The following is a 15,778-nucleotide window of genomic DNA, read 5'->3' on the forward strand; positions in this document are numbered from 1 at the left end:
TCCAACACCATGCTGCGGATCAGTCTCTGCCGTCAGCCGTTTGCCGTTATCTTCATGGATGGCGCCGCAGAAAGCCCCGCCGTAATGTCAGACAGCGGCGCGAGGTTTTCCAAGGGGCCGATCGCGGACAATGTCGGGACTTTATCGAAAAACAGACGTCCTGCAAGATCGGTCAACCGCTCGCGAGTGATGTCGCCAAGACGCGTCATCATCTCGTCATTGGGGATGGGACGACCGTAGAGCATCATCTGGCGGGCAATCTGGCCAGCGCGTGCCGCTGGGCTTTCCTGGCCCATCAGCAACTGCGCACGGATCTGCGCCCGAGCGCGATCGATTTCTTCCTGATAGATGACCTCGGAGGACTTGCGCAGTTCTTCGGTGATGACCGGAACCAGTTCCGCCAGATCGCTGCTGCCGGTTGCGGCGTGAATGCCGAAAATGCCGGTATCGGAAAAGCCCCAGTGGAAGGCGTAGACCGAATAGCAAAGACCGCGATATTCGCGCACTTCCTGGAAGAGGCGGGACGACATGCCGCCGCCAAGAATATTGGCCAGAATCTGCGAACAGTAGAAGTCGCGTGCGTGGTAAGCCTTGCCCTCGAAGCCGAGCAGGATCTGCGCATCCATGAGATCGCGCGTCTCACGAATTTCGCCGCCCGTATAGATGGCTTTTTCGATGATCGGCGTGGCTTCGGGCTTTTGCGGCAGGCTGGAAAAGCGCTGTTCGACCTGCTTGACGAAGATTTCATGATCGACAGCACCGGCAGCGACGACGAAGATCCGGTCCGTCGTGTAATTGCGACCGAGATAATGGCGAATCTGCGCCGTGGTGAAGGACTGTACCGTTTCCGGTGTACCAAGGATCGGGCGACCGATGGTCTGGTCGCGATAGGCAACGCCGGAAAAATTGTCGAACACGACGTCATCGGGTGTGTCGGTGGCCGCACCGATTTCCTGCAGGATGACGTTCTTTTCACGTTCGAGTTCCGCCTCGTCGAACGCGGACTCCGTCAGGATATCGGCAAGAATGTCGACAGCCAGCGGAACGTGATCCTTCAGCACGCGAGCATAATAGGATGTGGTTTCGGTGGATGTCGCGGCGTTGACTTCGCCGCCGACATTCTCGATCTCCTCGGCGATCTGCCGGGCGGTACGGCGCGCCGTACCCTTGAACGCCATATGCTCGAGCAGATGCGCGATGCCATGCTCGTCATCCGTCTCGTTGCGCGAACCTGATTTTATCCACACGCCGAGAGCAACGCTTTCGAGGTGAGGCATTCTTTCGGTGACGACTGTCAACCCGGACGACAACCGGGTTACGTTCACATTCATTTCCACGTCTTTCCGCGTCGCTCAGTCGTTGGCGCGAGCATGCTTGCCGATGAATGTCTCCACGGCGTCAAGCTCTGCTTCCAGGACGTCGAAACGCTCCTCCCGGTTCATAAGATCAGCTAGCCATACTGGTAGGGCAGGATCAATTGCGCAAGCGGATTTTACGGCGTCGGGGAATTTCGCCGGATGCGCGGTGGAAAGAACCACCATCGGACTGTTTGTTTTTTCGTACTTTTTCGCTACGTGAACCGCCGTTGCCGTGTGCGGATCGAGCAGATAACCGGTCTCGTTCAGCGTATCGCGAATGGTCGCGGCGACTTGCTTTTCGGTCGCACGACCTGCGCGGAAGTCTCGCTTGATCACCTTCATCGCCGCTTCGGAAATCTGGAAGGCGCCCGATTGCTTCAGGCCATCCATAGAACGCTTGATCTCGTTCGAGTCGCGATCATAGGCTTCAAAAAGCAAGCGCTCAAAATTCGAAGAAATCTGGATGTCCATCGACGGCGAGGTGGTGGCGTGCACGCCGCGCATCTCGTAGCGGCCAGTCTTCAGGGTGCGCGCCAGAATGTCGTTGTCATTGGTGGCAATCACCAGCTTGTCGATCGGCAGGCCCATCTGCTTGGCCACGTAGCCCGCAAAAATATCGCCGAAGTTGCCAGTCGGCACAGTGAAGGAAACTTTGCGGTCCGGCGCGCCGAGCGAAATGGCGGTGGTGAAGTAATAGACCACCTGCGCCATGATGCGCGCCCAGTTGATGGAGTTCACACCGGATAGCTTGACGCCATCACGGAATTTAGCGTCGTTGAACATCTCTTTGACGAGGTTCTGGCAGTCGTCGAAGTTTCCGTTGATAGCAAGCGCATGCACATTCGAAGCCGTGGAACTGGTCATCTGACGCTGCTGCACCGGCGAGACCTTGCCATGCGGGAAGAGAATGAAGATGTCGGTGCGGTCGCGACCGGCAAAGGCATCGATCGCAGCGCCGCCCGTGTCGCCGGATGTGGCGCCAACGATCGTCGCACGTTGGCCACGTTCCGCAAGGGTGTAGTCCATCAGCCGGGCGAGCAACTGCATGGCGACATCCTTGAACGCCAATGTCGTGCCATGGAAAAGTTCGAGAATGAAGCTGTTCGGCCCGGTCTGCACGAGCGGAGCGACGGCCGGATGACGGAAGGTTGCGTAGGCGTCGTCGATCATCGAACGGAAATCCTTTTCAGGAATTTCCCCGCCGGTGAAGCGATAAAGGACCTCGAACGCGATGTCCTGATAGCTTTTGCCACGAAGTGCGCGAATTTCCTTCTTTTTCATCGTCGGCCATTCGCTCGGAACGTAAAGGCCGCCATCGCGCGCGAGACCTGCCAGCAGCGCATCGGAAAAACCAAGCGATGGGGCGCTGCCCCTGGTCGAAACATATTTCACGGAAATCGTCCTTCGTCGTCGTCACCAGTCAAGCCGTACGAACCACTGGGCGCGGGAATTTCGTCCATTTTGCAAAAATGGCGCAAATCCGAACGCAACCATCGATTTTTTCCGGCGCCGCTGCTATAGACCATCGCCGACAGGCAAGGAAGGCCAATAAATTGCATCTCCGGCCTGTCGCGGAATTGTTTTAGAGGGTGGAACAGAGTGACAGGGACTATTTTGCGTTTATCCGCCGCAGCATCGCTGCTTGCCGTGCTTGCGGGTTGCAATTCTTCCAATCCATCGGATTCGCTGGCGGTCAATCCTCCGGCTGCACAGGCTGCAACCGCCCCCGTCGTGCAGGCAAACTGCCCACCCATTACCGTGCTGGATACCAATGCCGTCCATCAGGTCTATGCCGGCACCAAGGGTGATCCGAGCAAGCTCGTCTATCAGGCGTCGATTTCCGATACGACACGTTCCTGCAGTATGAGTGACTCCACCCTGACGGTGAATGTCTTCGCTCAGGGCCGCGTGGTTCCAGGTCCTCTTTCCAAGCCAGGTCGTGTCAATCTGCCGATCCGTGTGACGGTGAAGGATGGCGACGGCGAAATCTTCTCGCAGGTCACCAGCCTCGGCGTGGATGTTCCTGCTGGGGCCGCAGGCACGCAGTTCATCTTCAACAACCCGAATGTCGCCATTCCGAATGGTCCCGGCGGCGCATCGAAGCAGACCAATGTCTTCATTTCGTTTGACGAAGGTGGCGCCAAGGCCAGCAGCAAGAAGGGTGGCCGTAGGGGCTGAGATCAGACCCGACTCCAAGACATATTTTCAAAAGCCGGAGCGCCTTAGGCGCTCCGGCTTTTTTAATGGATCAGATCGCCCATTCGGACAGTGCAGCGATTGTCGCGGGCAGATCCTGCATGCGGGAGATGACTGTTTCGGCGCCTGCATCGGTCAGCTTGTCCGCATGGCTTGGATAGCTATGCGACGCGCCGGTGAAGCCGATGACGCGCATGCCAGCAGCCCGCGCCCCGGTAATGCCGTGAACGGAATCTTCGATCACCACCACCTTGTCAGGCGAGACGCCGAACTGCTTGGCGCCATGGAGGAAAATGTCCGGCTTCGGCTTGACGCGATCTGCGCCAAGGTCCTTGGCGGAATAGACGTGGCCTTCGAAATAGGGTTTCAAACCGACCTTCGTCAGCATCATGTCGAGCCGGGCGCTGGACGAATTCGAGCAGATGCAACGCTGCGTCGTCAGCCGCGACAGCGCAAACTTTACGCCATCGATGACTTTGACATCGCGTGCCAGGCGCGCATCCAAAAGCTTTTCGGATTTATCGAGCAGCGTGGCCGAAAGCGGAATGCTTGCCTCGCGCTCGACCTCAAGCAGGATGTTCTTCCAGGTCATGCCCGAGAAGCGCTCGCCCATTTCTTCAACGGAGATGGGATAGCCCGCTTCCGTCAACAGGCGGGATTCGACCTGTGCAGCGATGATTTCCGAATCGACCAGAACGCCGTCGCAGTCGAAAATAATAAGGTCGAAGCCGCTCATATGCGCTCCCTTGATGTCGGTGGAGGAATGGGAATGGGGTTGGCGGCTTTTAGACCAACTCAGCCACAAGCTCAACCGGCTGGAATGCAAGGGAGCTTTGCGGTTTATCGCATCGCTCGACAATTCGCCGGCCTCGCCCTATGTCAGGTCATGGTCAAGATTCCAAAAACCAAGCCTGACGATACGATTGCCGCCAAGATCAGCCGCACGCTCGCCGAGCGCATCGTGCGCGGTGAGTTTGCGCCTGGCGAAAGGCTGCGGCAGGATCACATCGCCGAAGAGTTCGGTGCCTCGCATGTGCCGGTGAGAGAAGCCTTTCGGCGCCTGGAGGCGCAAGGCTTGGCCGTCAGCATTCCGCGCCGCGGCGTTCGGGTGGCCGATTTCGGCCTGGCTGATGTGCGGGAAGTGGCGGAGATGCGTGCCGCGCTCGAAGTGCTTGCTCTGCGTAATGCCATCCCCAACCTGACCACAGCCATTTTGGATGAGGCGGAGGCCGCGACGCATGAGGGTGACGATGCGCAGGACGTCCGCCGATGGGAAGAAGCAAACCGGCGGTTTCATCGGCTGATCACAGCCCCCTGCAACATGCCTCGACTGATGGAAGCGATCGACGGACTGCATGCGGCCAGCGCCCGTTTTCTGTTCTCCGCCTGGCGGGCAGGCTGGGAGCGTCGCACCGACACGGATCACCGTGCCATCATAGACGCGCTTCGCGGTGAGCGAGCGGAAGAGGCCGTCCGTATTCTGCACGGTCATGTTCAGTGGATCGGCCGAACGGCTGTGCGTACACCAACCGGCTCGACCCGCGACGCGTTCGCCATCGTTGGATAGTTCGCGGTTTGGCTTTTGGGATCAATCGGTGATGTTGATCTCGGTGCGCTCGGATGCCGTCACCGTGGCGCTGACTTCCTTCGGATCGCGGTTGGCCTTCTTGTCATAGGTCACTTTCACCGCATAGGTGCCGGGGTGAAGCGTCTCCTGGTGAGTCGTGCCATAGCGACCGGAAATTTCCTTCTGCGTGCCCTGGAGATCCTTGGTGGTTTCGAGAATGTCGATCCTCTCTGCCTGAGGCGCTGATACGACAAGCACGCCTGCATCGAGATCGATGCTGAGATCGGTACGCTGGCCTGCCGTGACGCTAAAAGGCTTCTCGACGGTCACCTTGCCGAGCCTCGCCCGCATAATGAAGTTTCCAGCCGGCATCTGCATGATCTTGCCTGGGCCATAGGTTCCGGTGATCGTCTCGCGCGTGCCGTCCAAAGTTTGCATGTCCTTTAATGCCTCGAACCGAATGCTGTCGGTCTCGACCTGCCGTCCGCCCTCCTTGTAGACGGCGTTGGTGACAACCACACCACTTGGAATGATGACATCATGGCTCACGGTGTCTCCGGCTTTGACCGTGATCGTTTCCTCGGCCACCGCCGGACCTATACGGCCCTCAAGTTTCAATTCGCCGGCCGGCACATAAAGTTCCTTAGCGCCATAGATACTGTCGCTGAATTCGTCCTGCGTCACAGTCACTCGCGCAAGCGGCTCTGCCTCCTTGCTGTCCGGACTGCGCTTCGGCACGAGTGTGAGTTGTGCCGCCTCGAAGTCCACTGCAAGCTCGGTGACGGCGCCGTCCTTGACCTCGAACGCGATCTCGCGGCTGATATTGCCGAGCGCAGCAACCGCGACATATTTGCCCGGCGGAATTTTCTCCTCGAAGGTCGCATCATAAGCACCGCCGACATTCTCGTCGCTTCGTCCGCCCATGCTATCTGCCTTGTAGAAATCCCATCGAACCTTGTCGCTATCGCCGAGCGACGGGCCGCCTTTGAAAAGAAAGGCGTCCGTGCGCACATTGACTTGTGGCTTGGGTACCTGTTGGCTTTGCTGTGCAGACTGCTGCGAGAAGGCGGCGCTGGCATAGAGCGTCGCGGCGATCATCAAGGCTATGCGCATTTTCAACTTCACCCCTGCACCCTTCACTGGCACCATAATACCGCCAGTGTGGAAAATTCCTAAATTAAAACGTTAGAAATAACATCCGGTTCCATAAGCGAGTCCGTTGGCGGGAAGACGCTATTTCGTCTTGACGAAACAGATGATTTGTTCGCTATATGTTCATGTCAGAGGAGTTGCTATGGACAATCTGAATGATGTCATCGTTCGGGCAAAAGCGGCCTGCTACGTCGGAGGCGGCGTGAAGACAGAGCCGAGTAGGCCTGGCTCCCACGATCTCACATGGTCGGATGGGGATTGGGAGTATCGCGACAGCTACTTTGGCGGTACGAATTTCATCGGCCAAGAGGTTCTCTGGTTCAGGCGAACGCCCTATTGGGCGATGAATTATTACGGCTTCATCTGTCGTCCGGATCTGATCGATGGCCAGCGAGCCGGAGCCACCATCACGAAAGCTCTCTCTACGATGTATCGGAGCGGTCGGTTCCTCGGTGGTTTCGAGTGGACGGGTGAATACGGAACATACATCGACAGGAGCGAGGGCGATGCTCGCCATTTTCACGGCCGCGAGGTGATCATGGTCGGTTGCGAGGAAGCCTATGCGCTCCACTATTGCGGTGGTGTCATCCTCCCATAGCAACCGCCGCGTCCGCTCAGCGATCTCACTCTTTGGCCTGGTAATCTATTTTCTCGCATTTTTATGCACTTACCTCCGAACTTTCTTTCTCTCGTTCAGCCTTTGATAACCATCTTCGGTAACCATAAGGCCAGTTCAGTTGAGTAAGCGTATGGAGCGAGTACCCATGGCATCAGTGTTTCCACTGGCCGATTTTCGGCGCGCCGGTTTTGATCTTGCAGGCGAGAGCGATGCCTGGAAAGACAGCATCATCAAGGGTGACTGCGTCGCCGCTCTCGAAGCGCTGCCGAGCCAGTCCGTAGATGCGATTTTCGCCGATCCGCCATATAACCTCCAGCTTGGCGGCACGCTGCATCGTCCTGATCAGTCGCTTGTGGATGCGGTGGATGACGAGTGGGACCAGTTCGCCTCCTTCGACGCCTATGATGCCTTCACTCGCGCCTGGTTGCTCGCCTGCCGGCGCGTGCTGAAGCCGAATGGCACCATCTGGGTCATCGGCTCCTATCACAACATCTTCCGTGTCGGTGCTATCCTTCAGGACATGAACTTCTGGATCCTGAACGATATCGTCTGGCGCAAGACCAACCCGATGCCGAACTTCAAGGGTCGCCGTTTCCAGAACGCCCATGAGACGATGATCTGGGCCAGCCGCGATGCCAAGGCGAAGAGCTACACTTTCAATTACGAAGCGCTGAAAGCGTCGAACGACGACGTGCAGATGCGCTCCGACTGGCTGTTTCCGATCTGCAGCGGCTCCGAGCGGCTGAAGGGTGATGACGGCAAGAAGATCCATCCGACGCAAAAGCCGGAAGCACTTCTGGCCCGCGTGATCATGGCTTCGACCAAGCCCGGCGACGTTGTGCTCGATCCCTTCTTTGGCTCCGGTACGACAGGTGCGGTGGCAAAGCGCCTTGGCCGTCATTTCGTCGGCATCGAGCGCGAGCAGGACTACATCGATGCGGCATCTGCCCGCATCGCTGCCGTCGAACCGCTTGGCAAGGCGGAACTGACGGTGATGACCGGCAAGAAGGCCGAACCACGCGTGGCCTTCAACGTTCTCCTCGAAAGCGGCCTCGTACGCCCCGGCCAGGTGCTGACGGATGCCAAGCGCCGTTACACGGCGATCATTCGCGCCGATGGCACGGTTTCGTCGGGCGGTGATGCTGGTTCGATCCATCGGCTGGGCGCCAAGGTGCAGGGCCTAGATGCATGCAATGGCTGGACCTTCTGGCACTACCAGGATGGTGATGCTCTGAAGCCGATCGATGATCTGAGAAGCGTCATCCGCATAGAATTGGCCAAAGCCGGTTAAAGCATGTCGCGCAAAAGTGTGCAGCGGTTTTGCGATATTGACACGCGATAAAAGGAACATCCAGTCTTCGATCCACCGCTCGATGTTACTTTCGCCATAGACTTCATCCGGTTTTAGTACCTTCAGTCCCGGATGAAGAACAAGCAAGGCCCGGCGTTCATAGAATGCCGGGCCTTGGTGTATGTTGTTTTGGACAACGAGTTTTCCCGAAATATTTCAATTGCATGGCAAGCTTGGAGCAAGTAAGCGACATTAATCAATCTCGCCAAGGGACGAGGGCGAGCCGCTGGCGCATCGAACAGATGCGCAAAGCCAAGAAGACGGATGCTTCCCTGCTTTGATGATTCTTCAGATCTGGCCGCTTGCGGCTGGACTGGCGCAGGACGGGGACCGCCATTCCTGCCTGCGCCAGGAATTCTCAAACTTTTTTCCTGACGAAGCCTCCGGACATTACTCGCCTTTTTGAATATTATAATTGCGCGGAATGCCCTGCGTGACCGCAAACCAGTGTGAGCTTTTCATCCGGCCCTGATGTGCATCGAAGGCCTCCTCATTGGTGAAGACTTCCGAAACCAGATAGCCCCCGGAATATCGTCGCTCAGAACGACCTCGAAGGAGAGACATCCTGGTTCAGCGCGTGTCAGTTCGATATGATGCGGCAAGGCGTCTGCCACCGCCTCACGACGATCTTCCGGCACGTCCAAGTACCCGCTCAGATAGATCTTCGCCTCTGCCATTCCTCAGACCTTGATACCGTATTCTGCCAGATCCGCCTTCAGCTTTTCCGCACCGGTGAAGTGAACCGCCTGCCAGCCGGCTTCCTTCGCACCTTCCACATTGGCAATCGAATCGTCGATGAAGATGCTGGTCTCAGGATCGAGCCCGAATGTTTCGGCATGCAGCTTGTAGATCGCGACATCCGGCTTGATCAGGCCGACATCGCCCGAGACTGTCACACCACGAGAGAGCGTCAGGAACGGGTACATCTTCTGTGCCTCGCGGAAGGTGTCGGAGGCAAAGTTCGTCAGCATCGTCACATCATGGCCGCTGTCGATCAGGCCTTTGAGGATGGCGACGGAATCGTCATAGGAGTGGGAGACCATCTCGTGCCAATGGGTGCGGAACGCGCGGATATGCTCTTCCCGGTCCGGATGGTTTTCCAGTAGCAAGGCTTCGGCATCCGCCCATGTACGACCGCGATCCTGCTCCAAATTCCAATCATGGGTGCAGACATTCTCGAAGAACCAGGCGCGTTCGGCATCGTCGGGGATCAGGCGGCTATAGGGAATATGCGGATCGTAATGAATGAGAACCTTGCCGATATCGAAAACAATATGATTGATCTTGCTCATGAAACTTTCCTGCTTCTCGAAGACTGCTGCGTTTTCCCGGCGCTTGCCGCAAACGCCAATGGAATAGCCTGAGCGATTGCCTTTTTCATCACCGTTGGCAGTGCCTGGGCATCAAGATTTGTGACCGGCTCCCACCATCCGTCATCGGCTTTGACTTCGTTTCCGACTCTCGCCCGGTAGATCGTCAGCCTGAGTTCGAAATGGGTGAAGACATGTACGATGGTGCCTGCCGCTTCCCAGTCGGCGTCAAAAGGCGCATGGGCTTTTTCCGTGCCGCCATCGAGGCGCGCGGTCCAGGCCGTCGTCGGAACCTCCGTCATGCCACCGAGCAGGCCACTGTCGATGCGCCGCCGCAGAAGGATCTCTCCCTCGTCATTGACCGCAACGAAGGCCGCGCCGACGCGCACGGGCTTATCCTTCTTCTTGGCTTTGACCGGAAACCGCTCCGGCTCATCCTGCGCCAGAGCCAGACAGTGGCCGTTGAACGGACAGAGCGCGCAGGCAGGACGCTTCGGCGTACAGATCGTGGCGCCGAGATCCATCATCGCCTGGGCAAAATCACCCGGCCGGTCGTTAGGCGTGATCTCCGCAACGCGGGCTTTCATCAAAGGCTTTGAGCCGGGCAGGGGCGAATCGATCAGGAACAGGCGTGAGATCACACGCTCCACGTTGCCGTCCATCACCGCCGCCTGACGGTTAAAGGCAATCGCTGCCACGGCCGCGGCGGTATAGTCGCCAATACCTGGGAGCGCTTTCAGCCCCTCCTCCGTGTCGGGAAACGTACCGCCATGCTGATGGGCGACCGCTTCGGCGCATTTCTTCAGGTTTCGTGCCCGGGCATAATAACCAAGCCCCGCCCATGCGGCCATCACGTCCTCGGTCGGCGCTGCGGCGAGATCGTTGACCGTTGGCCATGCGGCGAGAAACTTGGTGAAATAAGGCTTCACGGCCTGCACCGTCGTTTGCTGCAGCATCACTTCGGACAGCCAGACATGATAGGGATTGGCCCGCAGGCCTTTTGCAGCCATGGATGGTGAAGTTCTCCATGGCAAATCGCGGTGATGGCGATCATACCAGGCCAGCAACAACTGCGCGTAAGCCGGCCCTTCGGTTTTATGAAGCATATGTAAGGTCTGTCCGATTTGGTGATGGCGTTTCCAATTGAGATGGAAACGTCCTATACTTGGTCCATACGCTTCGCCCAATCAAGCCGCGAGTTCAGAGTAGTGTGACCATGCGACAGACCCGTAAAGGTGTCCTTCAGATTGCCGAAGTTGCAAACGGCATTATCGATCCCGTTTTGGCAAAGAGAGCCGGTATCAGCACGGCACTGCTCGGTTCATGGGACGAGATTGCCGGCGATGATTTTGCCGACTGTACCCGCCCCGAAAAGATCACCTGGCCGCGCCGCGACGAGGGGCCGGATCGCGGCGGTTATCAGCCGGGTGTTCTGACGATTGCCTGCGAGGGCGCGCGTGCGCTTTTTTTGACCCATGCTCAGGGCGAGTTGATCGCCCGGATCAACGGCTTTTTTGGCTTCCCCGCAGTGCGTCAGATCCGCATCGTGCAAAAGCCTGTCTCGACGGCTTCCACTCGCAGGCGCAAGCCGCAGCCTTTGCGAGGGGAGGCGGCAAAACGACTGGATGACATGATGCAGGGGATAGAAAGTGAAGCCCTGCGCAAAGCGGTGGAGCGGCTTGGAACCGCCGTCATGCAAAAGCGTCCCAAAGGTCGGACGTTATGAACAGCCGGACACTGTGAAGCAGGGAACTGGAGCGAACAGTCCTTGACTGGTCACAATTCTTTGACAAGAACAAAAGAACTCGCCGCTTGTTGGAAACGATGTGTGGCTATATCGGAATCATAGACATTTGCGTCTTTCACAAACAGGTGCTTCCATGCATTTCCCCGAACTGAACCTCACCCGCCGCGCTCTTCTCGGCACTGTTGCCATGGCCTCTGTCGTCGCTGCACTCCCGGTGCTTGCAGGCAATGCCTTTGCGCAGGATATTCCGGAATCCTCCGGCGACGTCGATATGGCTGAGGTGCTGAAGCCCGGCGCTCTGCCGGACCGTGCTCTGGGCGATGCCAATGCGCCGGTGAAGATCGTCGAATACATGTCGATGACCTGCCCGCACTGCGCGCATTTCCACAACACAGCCTTTGAAGAGATCAAGAAGAAGTACATCGACACCGGCAAGGTTTACTTCATCATCCGCGAGTTCCCGTTCGATCCGCGCGCTGCCGCAGCCTTCATGCTGGCCCGTTGCGCGCCGGAGCAGCAGTATTTCCCATTCGTCTCCATGCTGTTCAAACAGCAGCAGAGCTGGGCAACCGCCCAGGATGCACGCGCAGCACTGCTGCAAATGTCGAAAATGGCCGGTTTTTCACAAGAGAGCTTCGAGGCCTGCTTGACGAACCAGCAACTTCTGAATGATGTGAACGCAACGATGCAGCGCGGCGCGACGGAATTCGGCGTCAACTCTACGCCAACCTTCATCATCAACGGCAAGAAGTACTCTGGAGACATGTCGGTTGAAACCATGTCGGCCCTTATCGACAAACTTCTTTAATCGACGCCGCCACATTCTGACGGGCGCCGGATATCTCCGCGCGCCCGTTTTCGCATCTGAAAGTCTACGGTTCGAGGCAGCGGCATGAAGTTCAATAAGCTGCGCCTGCTGGGCTTCAAATCCTTCGTCGAGCCCTCCGAATTCATCATCGAGCCAGGCCTGACCGGCGTTGTCGGGCCGAACGGCTGCGGCAAGTCCAATCTTGTGGAAGCGCTTCGCTGGGTGATGGGCGAGAACTCCTACAAGAACATGCGCGCCTCCGGCATGGATGACGTGATCTTCTCCGGCTCCGGCAATCGCCCTGCGCGCAACACAGCGGAAGTCGGCCTTTACCTCGATAACTCCGATCGCACCGCGCCCGCCGCCTTCAATGATGCTGACGAGATCCAGGTCACGCGCCGCATCGAGCGCGAGAACGGCTCTGTCTATCGGATCAATGGCAAGGAGGCCCGCGCCAAGGATGTGCAGCTTCTGTTCGCCGACGCGTCTACCGGCGCGCGCTCACCCTCCATGGTGGGGCAGGGGCGCATCGGCGAGCTGATCAATGCCAAACCGCAGGCGCGCCGACAATTGCTGGAAGAGGCGGCAGGCATTTCCGGCTTGCATTCACGCCGCCACGAGGCGGAACTGCGCCTTCGTGCCGCCGAAACCAATCTGGAACGGCTTGAGGATGTGACCGCACAGCTGGAAAGCCAGATCGAAAGCCTGAAGCGCCAGGCCCGCCAGGCCAATCGTTTCAAGATGCTCTCTGCCGAGATCCGCGCGCGCGAAGCAACGCTTCTCCATATCCGCTGGGTGGATGCGAGCGAGTCGGAACGGGAAGCGGACAGCGCGCTGAACCTCGCCACCAATCTGGTGGCCGAAAAGGCGCAGCGGCAGATGGAAGCGGCAAAAGAGCAGGGCGTTGCAAGCTTCAAGCTGCCCGAACTGCGCGAGAATGAAGCGAAGGTCGCTGCCGCGCTTCAGCGATTGCAGATCGCCCGCACACAGCTGGATGATGAAGCCAACCGCTTGCTCCGCCGCCGCGATGAACTGGCGCGGCGCCTTTCGCAACTTGGCGAAGACATTCAGCGCGAAGAGCGGCTCGTCTCGGACAATGCCGACTTTCTTTCCCGCCTCGATACGGAAGAAGCCGAGCTCCTCGACATCCTGGCCGATTCGGGGCGCTACGCCGAGGAGACGCGCGAGGCCTTCGAGGAGGCCGCTGCCAAGCTTTCCGAAAGCGAACGGGTTTTTGCAGCATTGACGGCAGAACGCGCCGAAGCTGCGGCGTCTCGCGCCCAGCTTGAACGCTCGATCCGTGAGCTTGCCGACCGCAAGATGCGCTTGGAAAGACAGTTTTCCGAGGCTGCTACCGAAGTCGAAACGATCGATGAGAAGCTGGCCGAACTTCCAGATCCTGCGGAAAAGCGCGAGATGGTCGAGGCGGCGGAGATAGCGGCGGAAGATGCGCTGGTCGCTGTTGACGATTCGGAGACAGCCGTTGCTGAGGCGCGTTCCGCCGAATCCCTGGCGCGTGGACCGGTTGATATGGCGCGTAATCGCCTCAACGCGCTGGAAACCGAAGCGCGCACCATCTCGAAAATGCTGGCCGCCGGCGCTGCTTCCGGCTCGTTCACGCCGGTAGCGGAAGAGCTGAAAGTGGATCGCGGCTTCGAGGCAGCGCTTGGTGCAGCCCTTGGCGACGATCTGGAAAGCCCGCTGGATAAAAACGCGCCCGCATATTGGACAGCGAATGGCGAAGGCGCCGACGATCCGGCCCTGCCGCAGGGCCTTCCCTCGCTCCTGTCGCATGTCTCCGGCCCGGATGCCTTGAAGCGAAGACTTCGCCAGATCGGTATCGTCGTCTCTGTCGAAGACGGTCAGCGACTGATGTCGCTTCTAAAACCCGGCCAGCGGCTGGTGACGAAAGACGGCGCGCTGTTCCGCTGGGACGGCCACGTGGCAAGCGCCGATGCGCCGGGAAGTGCAGCGCTGCGGCTGGCACAAAAGAATCGCCTGTCCGAAATCCAAGGCGAAATCGAGGAGGCGCGTTTCGCGCTGGAAGAGGCGGAAGAGCTACTGTCGGTGCGCGCCGAAGACATCCGTCTGGCGGAGGCCGGTTTGAATGAAGCGCGCGAGCGTAGCCGCCTTGCCGCCCGGCAGCTGACCGAAGCGCGTGATGCCCTCTCTATGGCAGAGCGGGCATCCGGCGATCTCCTGCGCCGCCGCGACGTCGTCTCGGAGGCTCTGAACCAGATTGGCGGTCAGATTGAGGAGATCGCGGCTCAGGAAGAGAATGCCCGCATCGAACTCGAAGACGGTGCTGATCTTTCCAGCCTTGATGAGCGCTTGCGCGACAGCCAGCTGGAAGTTGCAACAGATAGAAGCCTTCTGGCCGAGGCGCGTGCACGCCATGAGGGCTTAAGCCGTGAGGCTGATGCGCGCCAGCGCCGCATCAATGCCATTGCGCAGGAACGCGCAACATGGGCGGCTCGCGCTGCAAGTGCCGCCGACCACATCGCCACATTGCGCGAGCGTGAAGAGGAGGCGCGTGATGAACTCGCGGAACTCGATATCGCGCCGGAAGAATTCGATGAGAAGCGCCGCAATCTCTTAACCGAATTGCAGAAGATGGAAGAGGCGCGCCGCGCTGCCGCAGACCGTCTGGTGGAAGCCGAAAATCTCCAGCGGGATGCCGATCGCGCAGCGGCAACCGCCTTGTCAGAACTGGCGGAAGCACGAGAAAAGCGTGGCCGCGCCGAAGAACGGCTGGTTTCTGCAAGGGAGAAACGGCAGGAGAGCGAGCACCGCATTCGCGAGGCTTTGAACGTCGAACCCCATATGGCCTTGCGTCTCACCGGACTACCGTCAGGAGCGCCGCTGCCGGAAGTGCGTGACGTGGAGCGCGATCTCGACCGGTTGAAGATCGAGCGTGAGCGCCTCGGCGCGGTCAATCTGCGCGCCGATGAGGAGCAGGCGGAGCTCTCCGCCAAGCTTGCCGCCCTGATCAAAGAGCGCGATGACATCATCGATGCCGTCAGGAAGCTGCGCGCCGGAATCCAAAACCTCAACCGTGAAGGCCGCGAGCGCCTGGTCGCCGCATTCGATGTCGTTAATACCCAGTTCCAGCGGCTCTTTACCCATCTCTTCGGCGGCGGCACAGCAGAGCTGCAACTGATCGAGTCCGACGATCCGTTGGAAGCAGGGCTTGAGATTCTCGCCCGTCCGCCGGGCAAGAAGCCGCAGACCATGACGCTCTTGTCCGGCGGCGAGCAGGCCCTGACCGCCATGGCGCTGATCTTTGCCGTCTTCCTCACCAACCCAGCTCCCATTTGCGTGCTGGACGAGGTGGATGCGCCGCTCGACGACCACAATGTCGAGCGCTATTGCAACCTGATGGACGAAATGGTGGCCTCCACCGAAACCCGTTTCGTCATCATCACGCACAACCCCATCACCATGGCCCGGATGGACCGCCTCTTTGGCGTTACCATGGCTGAGCAGGGCGTCTCGCAACTGGTTTCGGTCGATCTGCAAATGGCGGAGACATTGGCGGAAGCGTCCTAATATACAATTTTAAGTTATATTAGTTATTTAGAAAGCTGCATCCGGTTCGCTTTTCGCGCCTTTAGGATGCGGATTCCGTTTGCATTTAATCAATTTTAAAGGCAGCCGCCCGTAGTTTATT

General features: G+C 58.6%; 14 protein-coding genes. 7 read left to right on the forward strand and 7 right to left on the reverse strand.

The window, feature by feature from the left end:
* Positions 1–32: 32 nt before the first annotated feature.
* Both QE435_RS17450 and thrC read right to left on the reverse strand, forming a co-directional pair.
* Complete coding sequence (locus QE435_RS17450) at positions 33–1,331, reverse strand: pitrilysin family protein (protein ID WP_306931472.1); 1,299 nt, start codon at positions 1,329–1,331, stop codon at positions 33–35.
* A 21-nt stretch (positions 1,332–1,352) separates the two neighbouring features.
* On the reverse strand, positions 1,353–2,750 hold the full coding sequence (thrC, locus tag QE435_RS17455) for a threonine synthase (RefSeq protein WP_309772620.1): 1,398 nt from the start codon (positions 2,748–2,750) through the stop codon (positions 1,353–1,355).
* 207 nt (positions 2,751–2,957) lie between these two features.
* Between thrC and QE435_RS17460 the strand changes: the two genes are divergently transcribed.
* Positions 2,958–3,536 carry a PilZ domain-containing protein gene (locus tag QE435_RS17460; RefSeq protein ID WP_306931477.1) on the forward strand — a complete coding sequence of 193 codons (579 nt, stop codon included), beginning with the start codon at positions 2,958–2,960 and terminating at the stop codon, positions 3,534–3,536.
* A 70-nt stretch (positions 3,537–3,606) separates the two neighbouring features.
* On the opposite strand, the gene QE435_RS17465 is transcribed toward QE435_RS17460, so the two are convergent.
* Positions 3,607–4,290 carry an HAD family hydrolase gene (locus tag QE435_RS17465; RefSeq protein ID WP_296021223.1) on the reverse strand — a complete coding sequence of 228 codons (684 nt, stop codon included), beginning with the start codon at positions 4,288–4,290 and terminating at the stop codon, positions 3,607–3,609.
* A 150-nt stretch (positions 4,291–4,440) separates the two neighbouring features.
* Here QE435_RS17465 and QE435_RS17470 point away from each other — a divergent pair, with 150 nt between their 5' ends.
* Complete coding sequence (locus tag QE435_RS17470; protein ID WP_306931480.1) at positions 4,441–5,121, forward strand: GntR family transcriptional regulator; 681 nt, start codon at positions 4,441–4,443, stop codon at positions 5,119–5,121.
* A gap of 21 nt (positions 5,122–5,142) precedes the next feature.
* Here the strand turns inward: QE435_RS17470 and QE435_RS17475 are convergent, their stop codons facing one another.
* Complete coding sequence (locus QE435_RS17475) at positions 5,143–6,234, reverse strand: hypothetical protein (protein ID WP_349042138.1); 1,092 nt, start codon at positions 6,232–6,234, stop codon at positions 5,143–5,145.
* 181 nt (positions 6,235–6,415) lie between these two features.
* On the opposite strand from QE435_RS17475, the gene QE435_RS17480 reads away from it, so the two are divergent.
* Both QE435_RS17480 and QE435_RS17485 read left to right on the forward strand, forming a co-directional pair.
* Positions 6,416–6,871 carry a DUF5680 domain-containing protein gene (locus tag QE435_RS17480; protein WP_349042139.1) on the forward strand — a complete coding sequence of 152 codons (456 nt, stop codon included), beginning with the start codon at positions 6,416–6,418 and terminating at the stop codon, positions 6,869–6,871.
* Between the two features lie 166 nt (positions 6,872–7,037).
* The gene (locus QE435_RS17485; RefSeq protein WP_349042140.1) at positions 7,038–8,183 is read left to right on the forward strand and encodes a site-specific DNA-methyltransferase; all 1,146 of its coding nucleotides are present in this window, start codon (positions 7,038–7,040) and stop codon (positions 8,181–8,183) included.
* A gap of 518 nt (positions 8,184–8,701) precedes the next feature.
* Here QE435_RS17485 and QE435_RS17490 read toward each other — a convergent pair.
* Genes QE435_RS17490 through mutY form a run of 3 tightly spaced genes read right to left on the reverse strand, consistent with a single transcriptional unit; the run spans position 8,702 to position 10,659 of the window.
* A complete protein-coding gene (locus tag QE435_RS17490) occupies positions 8,702–8,920 on the reverse strand; it encodes an antibiotic biosynthesis monooxygenase family protein (protein WP_349042141.1) in 219 nt (72 codons plus the stop codon).
* A gap of 3 nt (positions 8,921–8,923) precedes the next feature.
* Positions 8,924–9,535 carry an HAD family phosphatase gene (locus tag QE435_RS17495; protein WP_349042142.1) on the reverse strand — a complete coding sequence of 204 codons (612 nt, stop codon included), beginning with the start codon at positions 9,533–9,535 and terminating at the stop codon, positions 8,924–8,926.
* On the reverse strand, positions 9,532–10,659 hold the full coding sequence (gene mutY, locus QE435_RS17500; RefSeq protein WP_349042143.1) for an A/G-specific adenine glycosylase: 1,128 nt from the start codon (positions 10,657–10,659) through the stop codon (positions 9,532–9,534). Before mutY ends, QE435_RS17495 begins: the two co-directional genes overlap by 4 nt.
* 110 nt (positions 10,660–10,769) lie before the next feature.
* Between mutY and QE435_RS17505 the strand changes: the two genes are divergently transcribed.
* From QE435_RS17505 to QE435_RS17515, 3 genes are all read left to right on the forward strand, one after another.
* A complete protein-coding gene (locus QE435_RS17505) occupies positions 10,770–11,279 on the forward strand; it encodes a DUF721 domain-containing protein (protein WP_349042144.1) in 510 nt (169 codons plus the stop codon).
* Between the two features lie 154 nt (positions 11,280–11,433).
* Entirely contained in the window at positions 11,434–12,108 is a 675-nt protein-coding gene (locus QE435_RS17510; RefSeq protein ID WP_306931493.1) for a DsbA family protein, read from the forward strand.
* Between the two features lie 84 nt (positions 12,109–12,192).
* Entirely contained in the window at positions 12,193–15,657 is a 3,465-nt protein-coding gene (locus QE435_RS17515; protein WP_349042145.1) for a chromosome segregation SMC family protein, read from the forward strand.
* Positions 15,658–15,778: the final 121 nt, after the last annotated feature.

The organism is Agrobacterium sp. SORGH_AS 787, from assembly GCF_030819035.1.
GTDB classification, from domain to species: Bacteria; Pseudomonadota; Alphaproteobacteria; order Rhizobiales; family Rhizobiaceae; genus Agrobacterium; species Agrobacterium larrymoorei_B.